This is a genomic window from Mesorhizobium sp. WSM4808, assembly GCF_055811675.1.
Map to the genome: position 1 here is coordinate 306,074 of NZ_JBVVQX010000001.1, position 22,163 is coordinate 328,236.

Consider the following 22,163-nt stretch of genomic DNA (forward strand, 5'->3'; position numbering starts at 1 on the left):
CGAGTAACCGCGCCTAGATCGCATCCTCCCAAGACTTTGACCGCGTAGGAGAGCAGATTTTTTTCTACCCTCTCGGTTATCGAGGTACATTAGCCTAAGGCGAATGAAAATGTCACGAAGAATTTTGCCTTGAAACGGGCATTCTCGTGCTGCACTGCACAATAGTGTGGCAGGCGTTGCTTGGCGAACGATCATCAAGACGCGCGCGGTGACCGGGAGGCCTTGCAGCGCCGTGGGTCTTCTGGGCGGGCGAAGGACGGTGCGACGCTTCTGATCCCGGCTATCCCGTGCTTTCTGAAATCGATTGCCGCTTTTCGGGCCGAAGCGTCCGGGTTCCCATTCCGCCTTGAAATGGCTATGAAGCCGGGTCAAGCAAGCCAAAGTCGCGCCGATTCTGGCGCGGCCCTCCTCACTCACGGACCTGTCCATGCGTTTGTCGCGCTATTTCCTGCCGATCCTCAAAGAAAACCCGCGCGAGGCCGAGATCGTCTCGCACCGGCTGATGCTGCGTGCCGGCATGATCCGCCAGCAGGGACAGGGCAGTTTCTCGTGGCTGCCGCTCGGCAAGCGGGTGCTGGACAAGGTCTGCCGCATCATTCGCGAGGAGCAGAACCGCGCCGGGGCGCTGGAAATCCTGATGCCGACCATCCAGTCGGCCGATCTGTGGCGCGAAAGCGGCCGCTATGACGACTACGGCAAGGAGATGCTGCGCATCAAGGACCGGCAGGACCGCGACATGCTCTACGGCCCGACCAATGAGGAAGTGGTCACCGAGATCGTCCGCGCCTATGTGAAGTCCTACAAGGACCTGCCGCTCAATCTCTACCACATCCAGTGGAAGTTCCGCGATGAAGTGCGGCCGCGCTTCGGCGTCATGCGTTCGCGCGAGTTCCTGATGAAGGACGCCTATTCTTTCGACCTCGACTTCGAGGGCGCCAGGGCGGCCTACAACAGGATGTTCGTGTCCTATCTCCGGACTTTTACGCGCATGGGGCTGCAGGCGATACCGATGCGGGCCGACACCGGGCCGATCGGCGGCGATCTCAGCCATGAATTCATCATCCTGGCCGACACCGGCGAGAGCCAGGTCTATTGCCACCGCGACTATCTTTCGCTCGATGTGCCCGGAGAGAAGACCGACTTCGCCAATGCCGCCGAGATCGGCGATATAGTCAAGACTTGGACGACACCCTACGCAGCCACCGACGAGATGCACGACGAGGCGGCGTGGGAGAAGATCGGCGAGAGCGACAAGGTTTCGGCGCGCGGCATCGAGGTAGGCCACATCTTCCATTTCGGCGACAAATATTCGAAGCCGATGGGCGCCAAGGTGACCGGGCCCGACGGCAAGGATCATTTCGTCTCCGGCGGCTCCTACGGCATCGGTCCGTCGCGGCTGGTCGCGGCGATCATCGAAGCCAGCCATGACGACAACGGCATCATCTGGCCGGAGGCGGTGGCTCCGTTCGACATCGGGCTGATCAACATGAAAGCGGGCGACGCCGAGTGCGACCGCGTCTGCGACGAATTGCATGCCGCTTTCGTCGCCGCCGGCAAGGACGTGCTCTACGACGACACCGACCAGAGGCCCGGCGGCAAGTTCGCCACCGCCGACCTGATCGGCCTGCCCTGGCAAGTGATCGTCGGGCCGCGTGGTGTCGCAGCCGGCGAGATCGAGATCAAGAATCGCAAGACCGGCGAGCGCGAGACGCTGCCGATCGCAGACGTGAAGAAGCGTTTCGGTGTCGCCGCATGAACGAGGCGGTGGCGGCAAGACCGGTCGGCGCCGGACCCTTTTCCATCTTCGAGCGCATGGTCGCCTGGCGCTATCTGCGTTCGCGGCGCAAGGAGACGGTGATCTCGGTGATCGCCTCGATCTCGTTTCTGGGCATCATGCTGGGCGTCGCCACGCTGATCGTGGTGATGGCGGTGATGAACGGTTTCAGGGCGGAGCTTTTGACGCGCATTCTCGGGGTCAACGGCCATCTGATCGTGCAGCCGCTCGATTCGCCGCTGGAGGACTATGCGCAGGTCGCCAGCCGCATCAACGGTGTAGCAGGCGTTAAATACGCCATCCCGCTGATTGATGGCCAAGTGCTTGCGCAAGGCAATGTCGGCGGCGGAACCGGAGCGCTGGTGCGCGGCATACGCGGCGAGGATCTGAGCAAGATCGCCATCGTTGCCAGCAACATCAAGCAGGGTTCGATCGCCGATTTCGACTCCGGCGAGGGCGTTGCCATCGGCAAGCGCATGGCCGAGAATCTCGGCCTGACGCTTGGCGATACCATCACCTTGATTTCGCCCGACGGCGACGTGACGCCGATCGGCACCACGCCGCGCATGAAGGGCTACAAGATCGCGGCGATCTTCGAAGTCGGCATGTCCGAATATGACACCTCCATCGTCTACATGCCGTTCTCGGAAGCGCAGCTCTATTTCAACATGGACGGGCGGGCGCAAACGATCGAGATCTATGTCGACAATCCAGACGATGTCGATGCGCTGAAACCGAAGGTGGAGGCGGCGGCGCAGCGGCCGATCGACATGATCGATTGGCGTCAGCGCAACGAGACCTTCTTCTCCGCGCTGCAGGTCGAGCGCAACGTCATGTTCATGATCCTGACGCTGATCGTGCTGGTGGCGGCGCTGAACATCATCTCCGGCCTGATCATGCTGGTGAAGGACAAGGGGCACGACATCGCCATCCTGCGCACCATGGGGGCGTCGCGCGGCGCCATCCTGCGCATCTTCCTGATGACGGGGGCAGCGATCGGCGTGACCGGCACGCTCGCCGGTGTGCTGCTCGGCGTGCTGATCTGCACCAACATCGAATCCATCCGCCAGTTCTTCTCATGGATGACCGGCAAGGTGCTGTTCAATCCGGAGCTTTATTTCCTCAGCCAGTTGCCGGCGAAGATGGATCCGCGCGAGACGACCTATGTCGTCCTGATGGCGCTCGGACTGTCCTTCCTGGCAACGGTGTTTCCGGCATGGCGCGCCGCGCGCCTCGATCCGGTCGAAGCCTTGAGGTACGAATAGTGGCCGAGGTCATTATCGAGCTGAAGAGCGTCGAGCGGCACTATGTCCAGGGGCCGCGCAAGCTCACCATCCTGAACGGTGCCGATTTCTCGCTGAAGCGCGGCGAGATGGTGGCGCTGGTGGCGCCGTCGGGCACCGGCAAGTCGACCCTGCTGCACACTGCCGGCTTGCTGGAGCGTCCCGACGCCGGCGACGTCATCCTGGCCGGCCGTGCCTGCGGGCGGCTCTCCGATGACGAGCGCACGGCGATCCGCCGCAACGATGTCGGCTTCGTCTACCAGTTCCATCACCTGCTGCCGGAATTCTCGGCGCTGGAAAACATCATGATGCCGCAGCTCATCAAGGGGCTCAGCCGCAAGGACGCGGCCGAGCGCGCGGCGCAGCTGCTCGATTACATGCAGATCGGCAAGCGCGCGTCGCACCGGCCGTCCGAACTTTCCGGCGGCGAACAGCAGCGCGTTGCCATCGCGCGTGCGGTCGCCAATGCGCCGCTGGTGCTGCTGGCCGACGAGCCGACCGGCAATCTCGATCCGGTCACCGCGTCCTATGTGTTCGAGGCGCTGGCGGCGCTGGTCAAGCAATCGGGCCTCGCGGCGCTGATCGCCACCCACAATCACGAACTGGCATCGCGCATGGACCGGCGTGTCACGCTGGCCGACGGCAAAGTGGTGCCGCTTTAGTCTCTGATGTCGTCATCCTAGGGCGAAGCTCCGCGGAGCGGAGCGTAGACCCTAGGATCCATGCCGTTACTTTCGAGACAAATGCAGGGGTCGAGGATATGCGACCTCTATCAGAGCGATAATTCTGCACCGTAGCATCGCCCCTGGGTCACGGCATGGATCCTAGGGTCTGCGCGCGTCGCTCCGCTCCTTGCTCCGCCCTAGGATGACGATGCGATGGCTAATCGCATAAGGCTTCGGTCAGCCCACGTGGCACCGTCGCTCGCCCATCAACCTTTCCTTAACCCTGCCGATTTGATCGCCCGGAATTCCGGGCGCGGGCGGATCGTGCCCGTTGACTTTGAAACAAAATTGGAACAAAATGCGAACATATCAACAACAGGAGAGAGTTATGACCGATCTGGTTCAGGATGTCATCTCACTGGTTTGCATGAGCACGTTCCTTGTTTCCATGGCGATCTGGATCGGAGCCATGTGATTTGGCGGCGTTCGCCGCCGCGGGTCCTATGCGGTCGACGGCCGTTCCGCCGTTAAGCTTTTCTTGCCGCCGTAACGTTAGGGTACCTCGGCAAGACAGGGAGCAATGTCCAGGTGTCGCCCATCGTCACGGCCATTCTGGTGGCCAGCAATCTCGGGCTGATCTTTCTGTTGATGACCGTGCCGCTTGGTTTGCGCACGGTCCGTCTGACCCGTCTGGTGGCGATGGACCGTCAGCGCCTCTGGCAGGCGCTGTGGCCGCTCGGCAGCGATGCCGGCTGGTCCGGTGAGATCCTTTCCGCCGAGGCGCCGGACGGCGAGGGCGTGGCCCGCATGACGCTGTCGTGGGAAGGTCGCGACGGCAAGCCGATCGAACGCAGGTCGCGGTTTGATGACGTCGTCGAAGGTATCAGCTTCTCGATGCGTGTCATCGAGGACACCGCGCTCGACGCTTCGTTCTGGAAGGACTTTTCCGAAACCGCTGAACTCGTCTCCGAAGGCACCAGCACGCGGGTGACGCTCAGCCAGACGGATCGCTATCGCGGCGTCGCCTTCCTGGTGTTCCGCTATTTCGCCCTGCGCCGCGAACTCTCCAAGCTGCAGCGCTGGGCGCGGACCGGGGAGTATCGCAAGGGCGGTTGGTTCGAGCATCCGTTGAGCCAGGTCGGCTTTGCCGGGCTTTCGGCGCTGATCCTGTGGCCATTCTTCGGCCTTCACTTCGGCGGCCTGGCACTGGCCGCGATCCTCACATCGGTGGTCGCCCTGCATGAGCTTGGCCATATGGCGGCGTTCCGGCTTATGGGCCACAACCGGGCACGGATGATCTTCATTCCGCTGCTCGGCGGCATCGCCATTGGCGGGCGGCCCTATGACAGCCGTTTCGAGGTCGCCTTCGTGGCGCTGATGGGCGCCGGCTTCTCCGCATTCCTGGTGCCGGTTGTGATCGCTGCCAGCACCTTTGCCGGCGCGGAAGGCCACCGGCTGGCTGCGGCCCTGCTGGCGACCCTGGCGGGCTTCGCCGCACTGTTCAACATCGCCAATCTGGTGCCGGTGTGGAAATTCGACGGCGGCCAGGTGCTGCGCCAGATCTGTCCGGGACCAGTCGGGCTGGCGCTGGCTTCCTTCTTCCTGCTCTCGGCTTTCCTGGCTGTCGGTTGGCAGGCCGGCTTTTCCTCCAACTTCCTGCTCGCGACGGGAGCGGTGTTTTCGATCCTCAGCCTGCTGACGATGAGCAGCGGGGTCAAGCCGCGTTACGAGCTGAAGCCGATCCGCACCATCGACCGGCTCGCCATGGCGGCGGCGTTGCTGGCAGTGTTCGCCATCCATGGCTATGGCGTATTGTGGGCCTCCGCCCAACTGATTTGAGCCGTACCGGGTCCGGAAGAATCAGCCGGCCTTGCGCTCGGCTTCGACAGGCAAGACCGTGGCGGGACCGAACACATCCTCGAAGGCGGATTTCAGCGCCAGGTCAAGATCGGCCATGGTCAGGGGAAGGCCGAGATCGACGAGGCTGGTGACGCCGTGGTCCTGCACGCCGCAAGGCACGATGCCGCTGAAATGGTCGAGGTCGGGCTCGACATTGATGGCGATGCCATGAAAACTCACCCAGCGCCGCAGCCGGATGCCTATGGCCGCGATCTTATCCTCCGCCAGCGAGCCGTCCGGCAGGGCAGGGCGATCCGGCCGCACCACCCAGACGCCGACCCGGTCCTCGCGGCGTTCGCCCTGCACGTTGAAGGCGGCGAGCGTGCCGATGATCCACTGTTCGAGCGCCGCGACGAAGGCGCGGACATCCTCGCGCCGCCGCTTCAGGTCAAGCATGACATAAGCGACCCGCTGGCCCGGCCCATGATAGGTGTATTCGCCGCCGCGGCCGGCTGCAAACACCGGGAAGCGGCTGGCGTCGATCAGATCCTCGCCGCGAGCGCTGGTGCCGGCCGTGTAGAGCGGCGGGTGTTCGACCAGCCAGACCATTTCGCCGGCAGCGCCGCTGCGGATCGCCTCGGCGCGCGCCTCCATGAAGGCAAGTGCTTCGGGATAGGCGGTAAGGCCGGGCTCGATCAGCCATTCGACCGGTGCTGAACCGGGGAGCGGCAGGAACGACGTGGCGATCTGGCTGCGTTCGGGCATGGCGTATCGTCTTTTCGCTTATGCATGTCGCGTCCCAAAACCGCCTCGCACCTTTGGGTGACATCAACTTGCCTTCCATATGGCGATATCAGGCGCAAACGTCCAGTTCCGGCGCTGCGTTCGGACCCTGTGGAGCATTATGCCAATCGCCTGACATTATTGCTTGCCGTGCACTTGTTTCGCCGGAAACGATTTGCTACACGCCGCGAGCCGGTCGGTTCCGGCTCTACCACGTGCGGTCGTGGCGGAATTGGTAGACGCGCAGCGTTGAGGTCGCTGTGGGGCAACCCGTGGAAGTTCGAGTCTTCTCGACCGCACCATTTTCCTTCCCAGATCCCGATTGTGCAAGCTCCGCCCGCTGCGGGCCGGGCGCATTTCGTTTGATATTCCCGCGCTTTACGCCACTTTCTTTTTGAGCGTCGGATTCTCCCGAAACCGGTTTCCCCTTTGGGTCCGATGCTCTAGACCTGATTTGCACCTTTTCCGGGATTCTTGTGGCGGGAGGCGCTGGTGGAAGGCGAGCACGAACGGACGATTGGCGCCAGGGCCGCCGAGGAGCACCACGCCGACATCTATGGCGAGGACGGCGCCGTGCTTTCGTCCTTCCTGGCGCGGATTGGCGCGGCGATCGCCGACCGCGACACGCTGACCCTCAAGCATGAAGTCGACGACCTGCACCAGTCGGAACTCGGCGACCTGCTCGAGGCGCTGCATCCCGAACAGCGCCACGCGCTGGTCGAGCTCCTGGGCGCCGATTTCGACTTCTCCTCGCTGACCGAGGTCGACGAGGCGATCCGTATGGAGATCGTCGACAGTCTGCCCAATGCGCAGATCGCGCAGGCGGTACAGGAGCTCGATTCCGACGACGCCGTCTACATTCTCGAAGACCTCGAGAAGGAGGATCAGGACGAGATCCTGTCGCAGCTGCCGTTCACCGAGCGGATCAGGCTGCGCCGCTCGCTCGACTATCCCGAAGAGACGGCCGGCCGCCGCATGCAGACCGAGTTCGTCGCGGTGCCGCCGTTCTGGACGATCGGCCAGACCATCGACTACATGCGCGACGACCAGAATCTGCCCGAGCGCTTCAGCCAGATCTTCGTCATCGATCCGAGCTTCAAGCTGCTCGGCGCCATCGACCTCGACCAGATCCTGCGCACCAAGCGTTCGGTCAAGGTCGAGGAAGTGATGCACGAGACGCGGCACGCCATTCCGGCCACCATGGACCAGGAAGAGGCTGCACGGGAATTCGAGCAGTACGATCTTTTGTCGGCCGCAGTCGTCGACGAGAACGAACGGCTGGTTGGCGTTCTGACCATCGACGATGTTGTCGACGTCATACAGCAGGAGGCCGAAGAAGACTTGATGCGCATGGGCGGCGTCGGCGACGAGGAGCTTTCCGACAGCATCTTTTCGACCTCGCGCTCACGCGTTCCGTGGTTGCTGATCAACCTTCTGACCGCGTTCCTGGCGGCGTCGGTGATCAGTCTTTTCGACCGCACGATCGAACATATCGTCGCACTGGCGGTGCTGATGCCGATCGTCGCCGGCATGGGCGGCAATGCCGGCTCGCAAACCATGACCGTCACCGTGCGGGCGTTGGCGACCAGGGATCTCGACATCTACAATGCCGGCCGCATCATTCGCCGCGAGATGGGTGTCGGCTTCATCAACGGCATCGTCTTCGCCATCCTGATCGGCATCGTTGCGGCAGCCTGGTTCCGTGACCCCAACCTGGGCGGCATCATCGCGGCGGCGATGATCATCAACATGTTCGTGGCCGCCCTGGCCGGCATCCTGATCCCGCTGCTGCTCGATCGTTTCAAGGTCGATCCGGCGGTCGCTTCGGCAGTTTTTGTCACCACGGTTACCGACGTCGTCGGCTTCTTTGCATTTCTCGGCATTGCCACGTGGTGGTTCGGTGTGCCCTGAAGGCACGCCTTTTGGCTTAATTGACTTTTACGTAAATGCCGTGCGAGGCTTGCGCGGGGCGCCATGTCGATTCCGGCATGGCACGGGTTTTGGTTCGGGACATAAGGGTGACGCCGGCATGGCGATCGCCCCTTGGTTTCGGCGTGCGGGAGTGGCAATGCGAGAATATTATTCGATCACCGAGTTGACCCGCGAGTTCGACGTGTCGACGCGGACGCTTCGCTTTTACGAGGACGAAGGGCTGGTGCAGCCGGTGCGGCGTGGCCGCACGCGTCTGTTTCGCCCCTCCGACCGGCACCTCATCCGTCAGATCATGCGCGGCAAGAGGCTTGGTTTCTCGATCAACGAAATCCGCGAAATCATCCAGATGTACAAGGAGCCGCCCGGCGAAGTCGGCCAGCTCAACCTGATGATCAAGCGCATCGAGGAAAAGCGCGAGGATCTCCGGCAGAAGCGCCGCGATCTCGAGGAGACGCTGGCTGAACTCGACCAGGCCGAGGAATCTTGTGTGGAGCGGCTGGTTGAGCTTGGCGTGAATACCTGAGCGGACTGGATTCTGTCGCGCGTTAGCGTTCGGAATTAGCGGAGACGTCTATTCCTTCGTCATCCTAGGGCGGAGCAGGAGCGTAGCGACGCGGCGCAGACCCTAGGATCCATGCCATGACTGCAATGCACCGCGACGGCGCAGAACTTTGCTCCGCTGCACTCCTCGACCGAGGTCACGGCATGGATCCTAGGGTCTCCGCGACGGAGCTGCGCTCCTGCTTCGCCCTAGGATGACGAAGTTCGCTAATCGCCGAAGTGTGCACCTGTCAAAACCTCTCCGCGATGGAAACCAGGGGCGCCAGCTCAGATCCAGCGGCGCACGCGTTTGGCGTAGTCGCGGTACTTCTTGCCGAATTTTGCCGCCAGCACCTTTTCCTCGCCTTCGATCGCCATTTTTTGCGTGACATAGGCGGCGATGAACGCGAGCGGCAGGAACCACACGATGCCCGAGACAAAGGCGACCCCGATCAACAGCAGGGTGTTGGCCAGATACATCGGATTGCGGGTGATGCCGAAGGGACCCGTGGTGACCAGGTGATCGGGCACAGCGTTCGGGTTCAGCGTGGTCTTGGCGCGGACCATGGTGCGGATCGCGGTGACCCAGAGCGCGGCGACGGCAAACAGCGCCACCCAGCCGGTGGCGAAAAGAATATCGCCCAGGAGGTCACCGATCCAGGGCAGGGGATAGAGCAGGCCCAGCGCGATGCTGATGGCGATGGCGGCGGTGTAGATCAGCGGCGGCCACGGTATGAGCCCCGGCTTAGGCTGGTTCTCGGTCATTTGACCCCTTCCTCCATCAACTTGCTGTCGGTCTTGGCGGTACACATGCCGGCGAGATCGGACAGATGCGTCTTCCATTCCGCAGTCTGGTCGTTGTTGTAGAGCCGATCAAGCGTTGCCTCGCCCTCGAGCGTATCGAGCATGCAGACACAGTAGCTCGTACAGAACTCGGTGTCGCGCGACTGCTCGCAGGACAGCTGGCAGGTTTTGAGGAAATTCACCTGCGGGGTTTCGACCTGTGCCGGCATGATCTGCGAGAACAGCCACATGCAGCCGATCAGCAATGGCTGGTGGATCAGGTAGAACGCCAGACTGTGCCGGCCGATGAAGACCAGCGGGTTGGCCAAGCGACCGGGCGCCAGATTGGCAAGCCGGGCAAGCAGGCCGGCACCGGCGGCGAGTTTCGTCACCGCGATGCCCGCAAGCACGGCGCCGAACCACGGAAACAGCGGAACGTAGTCGTTGGAGCGCGGATTGTTCGCCGACAGGCCTACCCACCACAGCCATGGGTGATCGAACGCCTCGAGGCGCAGATAGACAGGCGCCGCGATGACGAGCGCGGCGACGACAAGCGTCAGCAGTGCCGGCAGCCGCAGAAAGGCGAGGCCGAGTAGGCTGGCCAGCGCGATCTCGTGCAAGATGCCGAAGAAGATGAATCCATCCGGCGTGGCGATACGGGTGACGACCGATATCGCGATCGCGGCTCCCGCGACCATGGCGAACCGCTTCCAGAAGCCGTTCCAGCGGATTTGTCGGCCATGGGCGAGGTACAGGCTGACGCCGACCAGGAACAGGAAGGTCGAGGCGATGCAGCGCGCGTAGATCTTCCACCAGCCGAAGGCGGTCAGGCCGGGATCGGTGTAGCCGAAGAACTCCAGATCCCAGGTGAAATGGTAGCTCGCCATGGCGATCAGCGCGATGCCGCGCACGATGTCGATAGCGACGATGCGCTTTGGTCGATCCGGAACGGGTGCGGTCGGCGTTTGGATGCTCATGGTCTCGCATTCTGATTCAGCCCCGCTGGAGGACTATCACGGTTGCCCTGGACAAAAGAAGACCGGCAACTCTGCCGACAACCCGGGTCAGCCGCGGCATTGGGCCAGTGCAGGGAAGCCTTTGGCCGGCTTCGCTTTTGCCGGATGCGCGTCGGTTTCCTCTTATTGGCGCTGGGATCGCCAAGTCAGATTTGACCCGGTGAATCTGCTTCGGGGAAAGCAATGTCCACCCATGTGCGCCATCCGATCTGGCTGCCGGCTCTCAAGGCCGCGGACGCGCGCACCTTCGCGTCGCTCTATGCGGTCGAATCCTTCGCCCGCGCCACGGTGTCGAGCGTCATCCCGATCCAGGCCTACGAGATCCTGCACAACGAGCAGATCGTGTCGATGCTCTACACCGTGGTGGCGATGCTCGGCCTGTCGGTGACATTGTTCATGCCGATGCTGATCCGCCGTTTTGCCCGGCGCTGGGTCTACACATCAGGCGCCTGCCTGCTGGCCGTCGGCTCGCTGTTCTTCGTTACCGACACGCTTGCCGGGCAACTGGCCGGCATGCTGTGCCGGGTGATGGGCGCCAGCGCGCTGTCGATCACGCTCAACCTCTACATCATGGACCACATCCGCAAGACCGACTTCATGCAGGCCGAATCGCTGCGCATGGCGTGGTCGATGCTGGCCTGGACTGGTGGGCCGACGCTCGGCATCTTCCTCTACACGCGCTTCGGCATCTATGCCGCGCACGGTACGGTCGCGGTGTTCGCGTTTGCCCTGCTGGCGCTGTTCTGGACCTACCGCCTCGGCGACAACCAGTCTATCCGTCCGGGCAAGACGCGCCCCGTCAATCCGCTCGCCAATATCGGCCGCTTCGTCGCGCAGCCCAGGCTCAGGCTGGCCTGGCTGATCGCTTTCGGGCGCTCCTGTTTCTGGACGACGTTCTTCGTCTATGGGCCGCTGTTCATGGTCATCACAGGCGAGGGCAAGCTGGCCGGCGGCCTGCTGGTTTCGGCCGGCAACGCGCTGTTGTTCATGGCGATTTTCTGGGGCAAGGCAGGAAAGCGCTTTGGTGGCCGCGGGACCATGACGTTTGCCTATTTCGCCATGTCGGCCGCGCTTTTGGCGGCGGGCTTCGTCGGCGAAACCGTGCCGCTGCTTACCGGCGCCTTCCTGCTCTGCGGTGCCTTCTTCACCATTGCGCTCGACGCCCTCGGCTCGACCGCCTTCATGCGCTCGGTGCGCTCCTATGAAAGATCTCAGATGGCAGCGGTCTACCGCACCTATCTCGACTTTTCCGAGTTGACGCCGCCGCTGGTCTATTCGGTGGCGCTGGCCGTCTTCGGCCTGGGCTCGGTGTTCGTCACGCTCGGTCTGCTGGCGGCGGTCTGCGGCTTTGTGACGTGGCGCTATCTGCCGAAATCACTTTGACCTTCATGGCGCATTCGCAATGGTCACCGGCGGAATTTGGTTTGCCGGAAGCAAGGATTCTGCCTATAGTCACCGGTGTCGCCGGTTCCATTTTGGAGCCAAGAGGGAATGCGGTGAGGGCGAATTTTGCCCAATGCCGTGGCTGCCCCCGCAACTGTGTGCGGTAGTCCTCTCCATATGCCACTGAAGATTTTCTTCGGGAAGGTGGGGAAGGACGCTGATCCGTGAGCCAGGAGACCTGCCGGCGACAGGAAACTGACTTCGATGCCCTCGGGTGGAGGGCGAAAGGACAAGACATGACTACCGCTTCCGTCTCCCTCGGCGCCTCCGTCTCCTCGCAGTCGCGCCTCATGCAGCTCGCGCTTGCCGCGTTGCTCGGCATTTTCGTGATGGGCTTTGTCGGCTTCTCGCATATCGATGCGGTCCACAATGCGGCTCACGACTATCGCCATTCGATGGCGTTTCCCTGCCACTGACGAGGGGCTGACATCATGAACCTGTTTCGCAACGTCGTGTTCATCGCGGCGATCGCAGGGCTCGTGGCCGGCGTCGTCCTCGCCTGCCTGCAGGCCTACGCCACCGTGCCGCTGATCCTGAAGGCGGAAGTCTACGAACAGGCGGGCGGCGGGCATCACCATGACCATGCCGCTCCGGCCGCAACGGATAGCAATGCCATGAGCACAACTGCACCGGCGGGAGATGCCATGAGCTCTGCTGCCCCGGCGGCGGAAGCCGCTCCGGCAGACGAAGGCTGGGCGCCGGCAGAGGGTTTCGAGCGTTTCGCCTTCAGCGTGCTTGCCAACATTGTCACCGGCATCGGCTTCGCCTTGATCCTGGTCGCGGTCTCCGAATTCGCCGGCGGCATCGGTGGCTGGCGCCAGGGCGTGTTCTGGGGCCTGGCCGGCTTCGCCGTGTTCACGCTGGCGCCTGGCCTCGGCCTGCCGCCGGAACTGCCGGCCATGCCGGCCGCCGATCTCACCCAGCGGCAGATCTGGTGGTGGGCAACGGTGGCGGCAACCGCCGCCGGTCTCGGCCTGATCGCGTTCCGCAAGTCGCTGCCGCTGGCGATCCTTGCCGTCCTGCTGATCGTCGCGCCGCATATTGTCGGTGCGCCGCAGCCCGGCAGTTACGAGACGGCGATTCCGGAAGGGCTGCATCACCAGTTCGTGGTGGCGGTGACCGTGACCAATCTGGTGTTCTGGCTGGTGCTCGGCGCGGTCGTCGGTGTGGTGCGTGGCCGCTTCACCGGCACCGCGACCAGCCTGCGCGACAGCTTTGCCTGATCGCAAGACACTGACCTTCCTCATCGGCGGTGGGGGGGGGGGGGGGGGGGGGCGGCGGCCCCCGGCGGGGGGGGGGGGGGGGGGGGGGGGGGGGGGGAGGGCGGGGGGGGGGGGCCGGGGGGGCGGGGGGGGGGGGGGGCGGCCCCCGCGGGGCGGCCCCCCCCCCCCCCCCCCCTCGCCCCCCTCCCCTCCCCCCCCCCCCCCCCCCCCCCCCCCCCCCCCGCCCCCCCCCCCCCCCCCCCCCCCCCCCCCACGCCGAAATTTTGGCGACCGCCTTGCCGCCTCCCTGGATCTATGTCGCCACGGCGCAAGCCTATGATGACGAGATGCATGAACGCATCGCGTTGCACCGATCGCGGCGCGGCGAAGGCTGGACGACCATCGACGCACCGCTCGATCTCGCCGGTACGCTTGCCGCCTTGCCGGAGGATCGGCCGGTGCTTGTCGACTGCCTGACGCTGTGGCTGACCAACCACATGCTGGCTGAACACGATTTCGAGCTGGAATGCCGGCGATTGGCGGAGGTGCTGTCGCGGCCGCGCGGGCCATGGTTCGTGGTATCCAATGAAGTCGGCCAAGGTATCGTGCCGGACAATGCACTGGCGCGCCGGTTTCGCGATGCCGCCGGCCGGCTCAACCAGCAGGTCGCCGCCGTCGCCGACATGGTGCTGCTGATGGTGGCGGGGCTGCCGCTCAAGGTGAAATGACATGACCGACATCGACGATAAGGACGAAGAACGCCACCGCGCCAAGATGGCCAAGCGCAAGGCGGTGCAGGATGCCGAGGTGGCGAGCAAGACGGTCGAGAAGGGATTGCTGATCGTCAACACCGGTCCCGGCAAGGGCAAGACCACGGCTGCCTTCGGCCTGGCGCTGCGGATGCTCGGCTACGGCAAGCGCGTCGGCGTCGTCCAGTTCATCAAGGGCAAGTGGCACACCGGCGAGAAGGACGCCTTCGCCGCCTTCGGCGACCGCGTCGTCTGGCACGCGATGGGCGAGGGGTTCACCTGGGAAACGCAGGACCTGAAGCGCGACATCACCGCCGCCGAAGCCGCCTGGGCCAAGGTGCTCGAACTGATGGCCGATCCGTCGATCAGCCTGCTGGTGCTCGACGAACTGAACATTGCGCTGCGCTACGATTATCTCGACCTGGACAAAGTGGTTGTGGCGTTGAAGGCGCGGCGTGAGGGCCTGCATGTCGTGGTCACCGGCCGCAACGCCAAGCCGGCGCTGGTTGAGGCCGCCGACCTCGTCACCGAAATGGGCGTGACCAAGCACCATTTTTCCGCAGGCGTGAAAGCGCAGCAGGGGATCGAGTTCTGAGCGTTTCTTACCCTCCAGGGTGAAGTAGATCACGCCACGATGACCATGACCGCGACCAACCCAAACAGCGCGATCAGCAGATAGTCGGCGACGCGATAGAGTTTCAGCGCTCGCCTTATGTCGACGCTGTCGGCCTCGCGCCGCCCACCTTCGCCCATGAAGACGTCGTCCACGAGCACGCCGCCGTAGCTGCGCGGCCCGGCGAGCGCCAGGCCGAGCGCACCGGCCATCGCCGCTTCCGGCCAGCCGGCATTGGGTGAGCGGTGTTTTTTCGCGTCGCGCCACACCGCATGCCAGGCATTTTTCGCATCACCGCCTTTGACGAAGAACGCCGCCAGCACGATCAGCAGCGCCGTCAGCCGCGACGCCGGCAGATTGATCCAGTCGTCGAAGCGCGCCGCCGCCCAGCCGAAGGCCTCGTGGCGCGGGGTGCGGTGGCCGATCATCGAATCGGCGGTGTTGGCGGCCTTGTAGGCGGCGCCGCCGGCCAGGCCGCCGACGCCGGTCCAGAAGGCGGGGGCGACGATGCCGTCGGAGAAATTCTCAGCCAGGCTCTCGATCGCGGCGCGGCAGACGCCGGCCCTGTCGAGCGTTTCAGGGTCGCGGCCGACGATTCGCGAAACGGCAAGGCGGGCCAGAGCGAGGCCACCGGTGTCGAGCGCGTCCGCCACAGCCTCGACATGCTCATAGAGGCTCTTCTGCGACAGAAGCGACGTTGCCAGAAGGGCAGTGATGACCAGGCCCATGGGAACGAACCAGAACAGGATCTGCACGCCCAGGCCAATTATCGCCGGCACCAGCACGATGACCAGCAGCGCCTGGACACCACGCTTGCGACGCAGCGCGTCGGGATCAGTGGCGCGGTTGAGCCTGCGGTCGAGAAAGGATATCAGCCTGCCGAACCACGTCACCGGATGGCCGATGGCGCGAAACAGCCAGTCGGGGTAACCGAGGGCGAATTCGACGGCCAATGACAGGAAAGCGATCAGGACTGACATGAAGCTTCTTAATGGGGCGGTTGTGGACCATGGTGGAAGTCTTGGCCGCGCGAGGGCGCTTTTCCCCAACGCCCTGCTGCCATTCGTCGACCTCTCGACCGGTATCAATCCGCACTCCTACCCGCTTTTCGACCTGCCCGCCACCTCGCTGTCGCGGTTGCCGGAAGCCGCGCGCACGCGTGAGCTGACAGAGATCGCTGCCAGTGCCTATGGGGCGCCGTCGCCAGCCAACATCGTGGCGGCACCGGGCACGCAGATCCTGTTGCCGCGCGTCGCCTCGCTGATTACCCCCGGAAGGGCGCTGGTGCTGGGTCCGACCTACGCCGAACATGCCCGCGCAGCAGTGATCGCCGGGCACCAGGTGGCGGAGGTCGGCGATTTCGCTGACCTGGCCGACGCCGACCTTGCCATCATCGTCAATCCGAACAATCCGGATGGACGTGTCATCGCGCGCGACCGGTTGCTGGCTCTGGCTGCCGGATTGCGCGCCAAGGGCGGGCTGCTGGTTGTCGACGAGGCGTTCATGGATGTTGGGCCGCGCGAGCATAGCCTCTGCGGCGATGTCGGCCAGGGCGGCGTCGTCGTGCTGCGCTCGTTCGGCAAGTTCTTTGGTCTGGCCGGCCTGCGGCTCGGTTTTGCGCTTTCCGATGCTGTGACGGTCGAACGGCTGGAAACACAATTCGGGCCATGGGCCGTCGCCGGCCCGGCGCTGGAATACGGCATTCGCGCGCTTGCCGATATCGGCTGGCAGGACGCGATGCGGACGGCGCTGGCTGATGAATCGGCGCGGCTCGATGCGCTGTTCGGCCGCTTCGGTATTCCCGTTATGGGTGGCACCACGCTGTTCCGTTTTCTTCGCCTGCCGCATGCTGCCGATTTGTTTGCCACGCTCGGCGGGCGCGGCATTCTGCTTCGCCATTTTGCCGATCGGCCTGACGTTCTGCGCGCCGGCCTGCCGGGGAGTGAGGAGGAATGGCAGCGGCTCGAGACCGTTCTTGCCGAATGGGCGTCGCGGCGCGAGCATCAATCGAAGGGTTCGAAACAATGATCCATGTCTGCTCGCTGGCAAAGATCGAGGAAACGGTGGCCAGGAGCGGCGCCGACCGCATGCTGTCGCTGCTTGCCGCCGGAACGGCGGTGGTCCGGCCGGCCTCGATATCGAAAGAAAATCATCTGCATCTGGTCATGCATGACATCGCGGCGGCGCAGGACGGCATGACCATGCCGGGCGAGGAGCATGTCCGCAACCTGCTCGATTTCGCGCGCCGCTGGGACCGTGCAAGGCCGATGCTCGTGCATTGCTATGCCGGCATCAGCCGCTCGACGGCTTCGGCCTATATCATCGCGGCCGCATTGGCGCCGAAACGCGACGAGGCCGAATTGGCGCGGACGCTGCGGGCGCTGTCGCCCTCGGCAACACCCAATCCGCGACTGATCGCGGTGGCCGATGCGCTGCTTGATCGCAACGGCCGCATGATCGAGGCGATCGAATCGATCGGCCGCGGTGCGGATGCCTTTGAAGGCACGCCCTTCGCGCTGAGGATCGACAGCTAGCTGCCCCCATGTCGTTGTTCGATTATCGGGTGCCTTCATTCGCCCAATCTTCATGCCCGTACCGTATCCGGACAATGAACACGTCGTCGTCGGCTTCGATCCGGTAGACGACAAGATGGGCTTTGAAGGGATGGATACGCATCGGTGGCGCCAATTCAAGCCGCTCCCGCGCTATTCGGGGACTGGCAGCGATCAGGTCAAAGATCGTGAACAACTCGTCATGATACTGTCTGGCCTGCACAGCGCCGAACAGGCGCACCCCTTGCTCGGCAATACTGACGATGTCCTCTTCCGCAGCTAAAGAAAGGCGAAATCCCACTACCCATTGCCGGATGGCTTTTCAGCGCGTTTAACCGCCTCCGTGAAAAGCGCGTCCCTGGATCGATTGCCGATGCCACTCTTCAAGCCATCATCGACAAAGCGCTGCATGGCGGCAATCTTGTCATTGCGCTCCTGATCCCGACGGATCAAATCGCGCACATAGTCGCTCGCGTTGGCGTAACGGCCCGTTTCGGTTTGCGCCTCCACCCAATCTTTCATCGGGTCGGGCAATGATACGTTCATCGTTGCCATACTGGCCTCCATATCTCGTCCAGTATGGTCCGTTTTGGCAAAGTTTGTCAAAATCTCTTGTGCGGATCTCTTGTCCAAAAGCGCGATTGTCAGATCCGCCCTCCGTCGCCTGGTTTGTTCAAGAGGACAGCGCTTGCCTTTCGATGCCAGACCACTGGTTTGGAGGCTACGTCAACCAGTCCGCGAGCTTCGCCTTGCGCACATCCCGCAGCAGGCTGATGAACCCGTCGGCCTGATATTCTGCCGTCAGCCGGCCCTTCTCCGCCGTCGCGATGCTGGCATCGCCGACGACGCCATTCGGGTTGAGATCGCCAGCGATCCAGGCAAAGGCGTGGGTGCCGGTGTGGCGCAGGAGCGAAAATTCGTTTTCGGCTTTGGCGACATTGGAAACGAAATTGTCGGCCTTGGCCATGTCGACGAGGTCCGGCCGGAAATGCAGCATCAGCGAGGTCTCGACATCGCCGCCATGGATGCCGTGGCGGTCCTCCAGTTCGGTGTACATGCCGGCCGGGCGGCCGAACCGTTGCCAGCTGGTCTTTACCGCCAGCATCTTTTCGCGCACGCGCAATTCGCGCGTGACGATGCCCATGATCTCCTCGTTGCCGCCATGCGAATTGACCACGATCAGCTTGCGCACACCGGCGCGCGCGATCGACAGGCCAAGCTCGGTCCAGGCTTCGATCAGCGTGGTTGCCGGCAGTGTGAGGGTGCCCGGCGCATGCAAATGTTCGTTCGATTTGCCTACCGCCTGGACCGGCAGGATGCGGACGTCGAGATCGTCGGGCAGGCGGGCGATGACCGTGTCGAGCATGCCGTTCATGATCGAAGTGTCGGTCGAGACAGGCAGATGCGGGCCATGCTGCTCGATCGCCGCCACCGGCAGCACGGCGATCGTCGCCTCCGGATCCATCGAGGCGTATTCGGTGGTCCGGTAGTCGCCCCACCACACGCGTTTCTTCGCAACAGTCATGTCATGCCTCTTCGATGAACGGCCAGACCTAGCGCGGCGGAGGTTGTCTGTCGATCACCCGGCCGCGATAGCCTCGACCTCGACTTTGAATTCGGGTCGGGCAAAGCCGGAGACGATCATCAGCGTCGAGGCCGGCGCGGGGCTGGAAAACAGCCGGTCGCGGACATCCATATAGGGCCGCAGATGCGCGCGGTCGGTGACATAGGCGTTGATACGGATGATGTCGCGTAGGCCCAGCCCGGCTTCGCCGAGGATCGCTTCGATGTTGCGGAAGCAGAGTTCGGCCTGTGCGCCGGCCTCTTCGGGAATCTGGTCGTCCGCGGTTATAGCAACCTGACCCGAGCACAGCACCAGCCGCTTTCCAGGCGGTACCTCGACCCCGTGGCTGTAGCGGGCAAAGGGCGGCTTGATCGACTTCGGGGTGAGGAATCTGAACATGGCAATCTCCTGGGTGCCGCCAGCCTAAAGCCGGACCCATTACACCTTCAAGATGGCGGTGCATGTTGCCCGGGCGATTGTGGACAGCCGTTCAAAAAATAGGCACGATGCCTTTCGTACAGCATGACCCGTCCGCGCTTGGCATGGCAACGTCTTTCAAGCCGGCGGTCCCGGCGCCAGACGCCGGTGGCATGTGTCTTGCTTCTTGAATCTTTGGTGTCGAGCCTGGCGCGTGGCGCGCCGGAGCAAACAGAGGGTGGTGTGGATGTACGGAAAACAGAAGATCTCGGTGGCGGCGGTGGCCCTGCTTGCAGCCAGTACGCTGGGTGCTGCTGCGAATGAGAAAGTCACCTTCGGCACCAACTGGTTGGCCCAGCCGGAGCATGGTGGATATTATCAGTCCGTGGCGGACGGCACCTACGCCGCCTGCGGCCTCGACGTCACCATCATGCAGGGCGGTCCGCAGGTCAGCGGCCGACCGCTGCTGCTGGCCGGCAAGATCGATTTCTACATGGGCGGCAATCTGCTGTCGGCTTTCGATGCCGTCCAGCAAGGCATTCCGATGCGCGTGGTGGCGGCGGACTTCCAGAAGGACCCGCAGGTCATCATGTCCCACCCCGGCGAAGGGCTCGACAAATGGGAGGACCTGAAGAACGCCGACCAGTACATATTGGGCGACGAGGGCGTGCAGACCTTCTTCCAGTGGATGGTCATCGAACTCGGCTTCGACGCTTCCAAGCGCGCGCCCTACACCTACAACACCGCTCCCTTCCTCGCCAACAAGAAGTCGATCCAGCAGGGCTACGTCACCTCGGAGCCGTTCGCGGTCAAGAAGGAAGGCGGCTTCGTGCCGAACCAGTTCCTGCTCGCCGACTATGGCTGGGACACCTATTCGACGACGATCGAGGTGATGCAGGATACGATCGACAAGAAGCCGGAGGTGGTCCAGTGCTTCGTCGATGGCTCGGCCAAGGGCTGGTACAAATATCTGTACGGCGACAACAAGGCCGCCAACGACATGATCAAGAAAGACAATCCCGATATGAGCGACGAGCAGATCGCGTTCTCGATCGAGCAGATGAAGAAGTTCGGCCTTGCCGATTCCGGCGACACCGAAAAGCTCGGCATCGGCGCCATGACCGACGAGCGGATCAAGAATTTCTACGACAAGATGGTCAAGGCCAAGGTCACGCCAGCCGGCATCGACATCAAGAAGGCCTACACGCTGACCTTCATCAACAAAGGCGTCGGGCTCGAGCTGAAGAAATAGGCCGGCCCCGGTATGATAAGGGAAAAGGTGGCGCAAGCGCCGGCTGCATCGGGTGCGGCCCCGACGCTTCTGGCGCTGCGTGGCGTCGGCAAGGTTTTCTCCAACGGCGTGACGGCGCTCAACGATGTCGACCTGACCATCCGGGAAGGCGATTTCCTCAGCCTGCTGGGGCCGTCGGGGTGCGGCAAGTCGACTGCATTGCGGCTGATCGCCGGCCTGTCGACGCCGACCTCCGGCGTGCTCGACTGGCGCGGCGGCGGCTCAGCTGACCGCTCAAAGATCGGCTTTGTCTTTCAGGAGCCGACGCTGCTGCCCTGGGCCAATATTTTCGACAATGTCTGGCTGCCGCTGCGGCTGAAAGGTATTTCCCGTGCCAAGGCGGCACCTGCGGTGACGGAAATGCTGGCGCGGGTTCACCTGACCGGTTTCGAAGACGCGGTGCCGCGCGAACTGTCCGGCGGCATGAAGATGCGCGTCTCGATCGCACGCGCGATGGTGACCAAACCGCGCGTGCTGCTGATGGACGAACCGTTCGCGGCACTCGACGAGATCACCCGCTTCAAGCTCAACAATGATCTCCTGGAACTGTGGCAGGACGAACGCTTCACCGTCGTCTTCGTCACCCACAGCGTCTTTGAAAGCGTGTTCCTGTCCAACCGCGTCGTTGTCATGGCGGCGCGGCCGGGCCGGGTGTTCGACGAACTTGCCATCGAGGCCTCCTATCCGCGCGATGAGGCGTTTCGCACCTCGCCCGACTATGCGGCACTGTGCCGTCAGGCTTCCGATGTGCTGGTCAAGGCCATCAATTCAACAGCAGGCGCGCATCATGACGGCCATTGACGAGCGGGCGCTCGAACTCGACCCCGAGGAGGCGCGCCGCGTGCGCCAGGCGCGGTTCGAGCGGATCGGCCGATGGGTGCTGCCGCTGGCGATCATGATCCTGGCGATCTGGCTGTGGGATCGCATCTGCGTCTGGAACGAGATTCCGCAGTACATCCTGCCGCGCCCGGGCGTGGTGCTGTGGACGCTCTATAGCGATGCCGGCCTGCTGTTTTCCTCGCTGCTGGTCACCTTGCGCATCACGTTCCTCAGCCTGGCTCTGGCCGTCATCGGCGGGGTCGGGCTGGCGGTGCTGTTTGCGCAATCGAAATGGGTGGAGATGTCGTTCTTCCCCTTCGCCATCGTGCTGCAGGTGACGCCGATCGTGGCGATCTTTCCGCTGATCAACATCTATGTGAACGACCAGACGACCAAGCTTCTGCTGTGCGCCTGGATCGTCGCCTTCTTTCCGATCCTGTCCAACACCACGCTTGGCCTCAACTCCGTCGACCGCAATCTGCGCGACATGTTCAAGCTCAACGGCGCGACGCGCTGGCAGCAACTGCGCTATCTCAGGCTACCGGCGGCGATGCCCTATTTCCTCGGCGGGCTGAAGATCGCCGGAGGCCTGTCGCTGATCGGCGCCGTGGTGGCCGAGTTCGTCGCCGGCACCACCGGCCAGTCGTCCGGCCTCGCCTCGCGCATCATCGAGGCCGGCTACCGGCTCAACGCGCCGCGGCTGTTCGCGGCGCTGTTCCTGATCTCGCTGACCGGCATTTTGATCTTCCTCGTGCTGTCGCTGATTTCGCATCTCATTTTGCGACGCTGGCACGAAAGCGCACTGAAGCAGGAGCGCTAGGATGACTGAAAGGTTGGCGCGAAGCCCCCCCCTCTGTCCTGCCGGACATCTCCCCCTCAAGGGGGAAGATTGGCTGTT

Annotated in this window: 24 protein-coding genes, 1 tRNA gene and 1 riboswitch; of the genes, 17 read left to right on the plus strand and 8 right to left on the minus strand. The window is 63.5% G+C overall.

The genetic code is table 11. The features are described 5' to 3' along the window. The first annotated feature begins 427 nt into the window (after positions 1–427). The 4 genes from proS to AC0L2U_RS01435 all read left to right on the plus strand — a co-directional run bounded on the left by proS (position 428) and on the right by AC0L2U_RS01435 (position 5,561). Positions 428–1,756 carry a proline--tRNA ligase gene (gene proS, locus AC0L2U_RS01420; RefSeq protein ID WP_127272306.1) on the plus strand — a complete coding sequence of 443 codons (1,329 nt, stop codon included), beginning with the start codon at positions 428–430 and terminating at the stop codon, positions 1,754–1,756. Beyond that, the gene (locus tag AC0L2U_RS01425) at positions 1,753–3,039 is read left to right on the plus strand and encodes a lipoprotein-releasing ABC transporter permease subunit (RefSeq protein ID WP_128289021.1); all 1,287 of its coding nucleotides are present in this window, start codon (positions 1,753–1,755) and stop codon (positions 3,037–3,039) included. The genes proS and AC0L2U_RS01425 overlap by 4 nt, the downstream gene beginning before the upstream one ends. Further along, positions 3,036–3,719: an ABC transporter ATP-binding protein gene (locus AC0L2U_RS01430; protein ID WP_174800360.1), complete on the plus strand. Its 684-nt coding sequence runs from the start codon at positions 3,036–3,038 to the stop codon at positions 3,717–3,719. Before AC0L2U_RS01425 ends, AC0L2U_RS01430 begins: the two co-directional genes overlap by 4 nt. A gap of 591 nt (positions 3,720–4,310) precedes the next feature. Then, positions 4,311–5,561, plus strand: coding sequence for a site-2 protease family protein (locus tag AC0L2U_RS01435; RefSeq protein WP_128289020.1), 1,251 nt, complete (start codon positions 4,311–4,313; stop codon positions 5,559–5,561). A 21-nt stretch (positions 5,562–5,582) separates the two neighbouring features. Here the strand turns inward: AC0L2U_RS01435 and lipB are convergent, their stop codons facing one another. Continuing rightward, positions 5,583–6,326: a lipoyl(octanoyl) transferase LipB gene (lipB, locus tag AC0L2U_RS01440; RefSeq protein WP_292562225.1), complete on the minus strand. Its 744-nt coding sequence runs from the start codon at positions 6,324–6,326 to the stop codon at positions 5,583–5,585. A 235-nt stretch (positions 6,327–6,561) separates the two neighbouring features. Here lipB and AC0L2U_RS01445 point away from each other — a divergent pair. The 3 genes from AC0L2U_RS01445 to AC0L2U_RS01455 all read left to right on the plus strand — a co-directional run bounded on the left by AC0L2U_RS01445 (position 6,562) and on the right by AC0L2U_RS01455 (position 8,799). Further along, a tRNA-Leu gene (locus AC0L2U_RS01445) sits at positions 6,562–6,646 on the plus strand. Between the two features lie 190 nt (positions 6,647–6,836). Further along, positions 6,837–8,255 (plus strand): magnesium transporter, encoded by a 1,419-nt coding sequence (gene mgtE, locus AC0L2U_RS01450; protein WP_127382185.1) that lies wholly within the window; start codon positions 6,837–6,839, stop codon positions 8,253–8,255. A gap of 157 nt (positions 8,256–8,412) precedes the next feature. After that, positions 8,413–8,799 (plus strand): MerR family transcriptional regulator, encoded by a 387-nt coding sequence (locus tag AC0L2U_RS01455; RefSeq protein WP_023685221.1) that lies wholly within the window; start codon positions 8,413–8,415, stop codon positions 8,797–8,799. Positions 8,800–9,104: 305 nt separating this feature from the next. On the opposite strand, the gene AC0L2U_RS01460 is transcribed toward AC0L2U_RS01455, so the two are convergent. Both AC0L2U_RS01460 and AC0L2U_RS01465 read right to left on the minus strand, forming a co-directional pair. Continuing rightward, positions 9,105–9,581: a methyltransferase family protein gene (locus tag AC0L2U_RS01460; protein ID WP_127398844.1), complete on the minus strand. Its 477-nt coding sequence runs from the start codon at positions 9,579–9,581 to the stop codon at positions 9,105–9,107. Then, on the minus strand, positions 9,578–10,576 hold the full coding sequence (locus AC0L2U_RS01465; RefSeq protein WP_292680089.1) for a heparan-alpha-glucosaminide N-acetyltransferase: 999 nt from the start codon (positions 10,574–10,576) through the stop codon (positions 9,578–9,580). Before AC0L2U_RS01465 ends, AC0L2U_RS01460 begins: the two co-directional genes overlap by 4 nt. Before the next feature lie 222 nt (positions 10,577–10,798). Here AC0L2U_RS01465 and AC0L2U_RS01470 point away from each other — a divergent pair, with 222 nt between their 5' ends. The 5 genes from AC0L2U_RS01470 (at position 10,799) to cobO (ending at position 14,604) form a co-directional block, all read left to right on the plus strand. Continuing rightward, on the plus strand, positions 10,799–11,998 hold the full coding sequence (locus AC0L2U_RS01470) for an MFS transporter (RefSeq protein ID WP_128364077.1): 1,200 nt from the start codon (positions 10,799–10,801) through the stop codon (positions 11,996–11,998). 65 nt (positions 11,999–12,063) lie between these two features. Beyond that, positions 12,064–12,258, plus strand: a riboswitch (cobalamin riboswitch). Positions 12,259–12,294: 36 nt separating this feature from the next. Next, positions 12,295–12,474, plus strand: coding sequence for a CbtB domain-containing protein (locus AC0L2U_RS01475; protein WP_127322049.1), 180 nt, complete (start codon positions 12,295–12,297; stop codon positions 12,472–12,474). A 15-nt stretch (positions 12,475–12,489) separates the two neighbouring features. Beyond that, positions 12,490–13,281, plus strand: coding sequence for a CbtA family protein (locus AC0L2U_RS01480; RefSeq protein WP_128364076.1), 792 nt, complete (start codon positions 12,490–12,492; stop codon positions 13,279–13,281). A gap of 260 nt (positions 13,282–13,541) precedes the next feature. Next, a complete protein-coding gene (gene cobU / locus AC0L2U_RS01485; protein WP_352584434.1) occupies positions 13,542–13,988 on the plus strand; it encodes a bifunctional adenosylcobinamide kinase/adenosylcobinamide-phosphate guanylyltransferase in 447 nt (148 codons plus the stop codon). A 1-nt stretch (position 13,989) separates the two neighbouring features. Continuing rightward, positions 13,990–14,604 carry a cob(I)yrinic acid a,c-diamide adenosyltransferase gene (cobO, locus tag AC0L2U_RS01490; protein ID WP_473601308.1) on the plus strand — a complete coding sequence of 205 codons (615 nt, stop codon included), beginning with the start codon at positions 13,990–13,992 and terminating at the stop codon, positions 14,602–14,604. Between the two features lie 29 nt (positions 14,605–14,633). On the opposite strand, the gene cbiB is transcribed toward cobO, so the two are convergent. After that, on the minus strand, positions 14,634–15,602 hold the full coding sequence (cbiB, locus tag AC0L2U_RS01495) for an adenosylcobinamide-phosphate synthase CbiB (protein WP_473601309.1): 969 nt from the start codon (positions 15,600–15,602) through the stop codon (positions 14,634–14,636). Between cbiB and cobD the strand changes: the two genes are divergently transcribed. Then, positions 15,601–16,650 (plus strand): threonine-phosphate decarboxylase CobD, encoded by a 1,050-nt coding sequence (cobD, locus tag AC0L2U_RS01500; protein ID WP_292631193.1) that lies wholly within the window; start codon positions 15,601–15,603, stop codon positions 16,648–16,650. The genes cbiB and cobD overlap by 2 nt on opposite strands. Then, positions 16,647–17,156, plus strand: a complete 510-nt coding sequence (locus AC0L2U_RS01505; RefSeq protein WP_127272559.1) for a tyrosine phosphatase family protein — start codon at positions 16,647–16,649, stop codon at positions 17,154–17,156. The genes cobD and AC0L2U_RS01505 overlap by 4 nt, the downstream gene beginning before the upstream one ends. Positions 17,157–17,178: 22 nt before the next feature. On the opposite strand, the gene AC0L2U_RS01510 is transcribed toward AC0L2U_RS01505, so the two are convergent. From AC0L2U_RS01510 to AC0L2U_RS01525, 4 genes are all read right to left on the minus strand, one after another. Next, complete coding sequence (locus AC0L2U_RS01510) at positions 17,179–17,475, minus strand: type II toxin-antitoxin system RelE/ParE family toxin (protein ID WP_127397583.1); 297 nt, start codon at positions 17,473–17,475, stop codon at positions 17,179–17,181. Further along, complete coding sequence (locus tag AC0L2U_RS01515) at positions 17,475–17,729, minus strand: type II toxin-antitoxin system ParD family antitoxin (RefSeq protein WP_127271993.1); 255 nt, start codon at positions 17,727–17,729, stop codon at positions 17,475–17,477. The genes AC0L2U_RS01510 and AC0L2U_RS01515 overlap by 1 nt, the downstream gene beginning before the upstream one ends. 166 nt (positions 17,730–17,895) lie before the next feature. Beyond that, positions 17,896–18,699: a creatininase family protein gene (locus tag AC0L2U_RS01520; protein WP_127331442.1), complete on the minus strand. Its 804-nt coding sequence runs from the start codon at positions 18,697–18,699 to the stop codon at positions 17,896–17,898. Positions 18,700–18,753: 54 nt separating this feature from the next. Then, the gene (locus AC0L2U_RS01525) at positions 18,754–19,137 is read right to left on the minus strand and encodes a RidA family protein (protein ID WP_127271694.1); all 384 of its coding nucleotides are present in this window, start codon (positions 19,135–19,137) and stop codon (positions 18,754–18,756) included. Between the two features lie 265 nt (positions 19,138–19,402). Between AC0L2U_RS01525 and AC0L2U_RS01530 the strand changes: the two genes are divergently transcribed. Genes AC0L2U_RS01530 through AC0L2U_RS01540 form a run of 3 tightly spaced genes read left to right on the plus strand, consistent with a single transcriptional unit; the run spans position 19,403 to position 22,085 of the window. Continuing rightward, the gene (locus AC0L2U_RS01530) at positions 19,403–20,407 is read left to right on the plus strand and encodes an ABC transporter substrate-binding protein (protein WP_127272561.1); all 1,005 of its coding nucleotides are present in this window, start codon (positions 19,403–19,405) and stop codon (positions 20,405–20,407) included. Positions 20,408–20,419: 12 nt separating this feature from the next. Continuing rightward, positions 20,420–21,247 (plus strand): ABC transporter ATP-binding protein, encoded by an 828-nt coding sequence (locus tag AC0L2U_RS01535; RefSeq protein ID WP_292680102.1) that lies wholly within the window; start codon positions 20,420–20,422, stop codon positions 21,245–21,247. Further along, positions 21,234–22,085 carry an ABC transporter permease gene (locus AC0L2U_RS01540; RefSeq protein WP_292701662.1) on the plus strand — a complete coding sequence of 284 codons (852 nt, stop codon included), beginning with the start codon at positions 21,234–21,236 and terminating at the stop codon, positions 22,083–22,085. The genes AC0L2U_RS01535 and AC0L2U_RS01540 overlap by 14 nt, the downstream gene beginning before the upstream one ends. Positions 22,086–22,163 lie beyond the last annotated feature (78 nt).

What these genes read in the sequence shown, in the direction of transcription:
- proS (WP_127272306.1), top strand. Translation starts at nt 428, where the DNA reads ATGCGTTTGTCGCGCTATTTCCTGCCGATCCTCAAAGAAAACCCGCGC.
- AC0L2U_RS01425 (WP_128289021.1), top strand. Translation starts at nt 1,753, where the DNA reads ATGAACGAGGCGGTGGCGGCAAGACCGGTCGGCGCCGGACCCTTTTCC.
- lipB (WP_292562225.1), bottom strand. Translation starts at nt 6,326, where the DNA reads ATGCCCGAACGCAGCCAGATCGCCACGTCGTTCCTGCCGCTCCCCGGT.
- AC0L2U_RS01455 (WP_023685221.1), top strand. Translation starts at nt 8,413, where the DNA reads ATGCGAGAATATTATTCGATCACCGAGTTGACCCGCGAGTTCGACGTG.
- AC0L2U_RS01460 (WP_127398844.1), bottom strand. Translation starts at nt 9,581, where the DNA reads ATGACCGAGAACCAGCCTAAGCCGGGGCTCATACCGTGGCCGCCGCTG.
- AC0L2U_RS01465 (WP_292680089.1), bottom strand. Translation starts at nt 10,576, where the DNA reads ATGAGCATCCAAACGCCGACCGCACCCGTTCCGGATCGACCAAAGCGC.
- AC0L2U_RS01470 (WP_128364077.1), top strand. Translation starts at nt 10,799, where the DNA reads ATGTCCACCCATGTGCGCCATCCGATCTGGCTGCCGGCTCTCAAGGCC.
- AC0L2U_RS01475 (WP_127322049.1), top strand. Translation starts at nt 12,295, where the DNA reads ATGACTACCGCTTCCGTCTCCCTCGGCGCCTCCGTCTCCTCGCAGTCG.
- AC0L2U_RS01480 (WP_128364076.1), top strand. Translation starts at nt 12,490, where the DNA reads ATGAACCTGTTTCGCAACGTCGTGTTCATCGCGGCGATCGCAGGGCTC.
- cobO (WP_473601308.1), top strand. Translation starts at nt 13,990, where the DNA reads ATGACCGACATCGACGATAAGGACGAAGAACGCCACCGCGCCAAGATG.
- cobD (WP_292631193.1), top strand. Translation starts at nt 15,601, where the DNA reads ATGAAGCTTCTTAATGGGGCGGTTGTGGACCATGGTGGAAGTCTTGGC.
- cbiB (WP_473601309.1), bottom strand. Translation starts at nt 15,602, where the DNA reads ATGTCAGTCCTGATCGCTTTCCTGTCATTGGCCGTCGAATTCGCCCTC.
- AC0L2U_RS01505 (WP_127272559.1), top strand. Translation starts at nt 16,647, where the DNA reads ATGATCCATGTCTGCTCGCTGGCAAAGATCGAGGAAACGGTGGCCAGG.
- AC0L2U_RS01515 (WP_127271993.1), bottom strand. Translation starts at nt 17,729, where the DNA reads ATGGCAACGATGAACGTATCATTGCCCGACCCGATGAAAGATTGGGTG.
- AC0L2U_RS01520 (WP_127331442.1), bottom strand. Translation starts at nt 18,699, where the DNA reads ATGACTGTTGCGAAGAAACGCGTGTGGTGGGGCGACTACCGGACCACC.
- AC0L2U_RS01525 (WP_127271694.1), bottom strand. Translation starts at nt 19,137, where the DNA reads ATGTTCAGATTCCTCACCCCGAAGTCGATCAAGCCGCCCTTTGCCCGC.
- AC0L2U_RS01530 (WP_127272561.1), top strand. Translation starts at nt 19,403, where the DNA reads ATGTACGGAAAACAGAAGATCTCGGTGGCGGCGGTGGCCCTGCTTGCA.
- AC0L2U_RS01535 (WP_292680102.1), top strand. Translation starts at nt 20,420, where the DNA reads ATGATAAGGGAAAAGGTGGCGCAAGCGCCGGCTGCATCGGGTGCGGCC.
- AC0L2U_RS01540 (WP_292701662.1), top strand. Translation starts at nt 21,234, where the DNA reads ATGACGGCCATTGACGAGCGGGCGCTCGAACTCGACCCCGAGGAGGCG.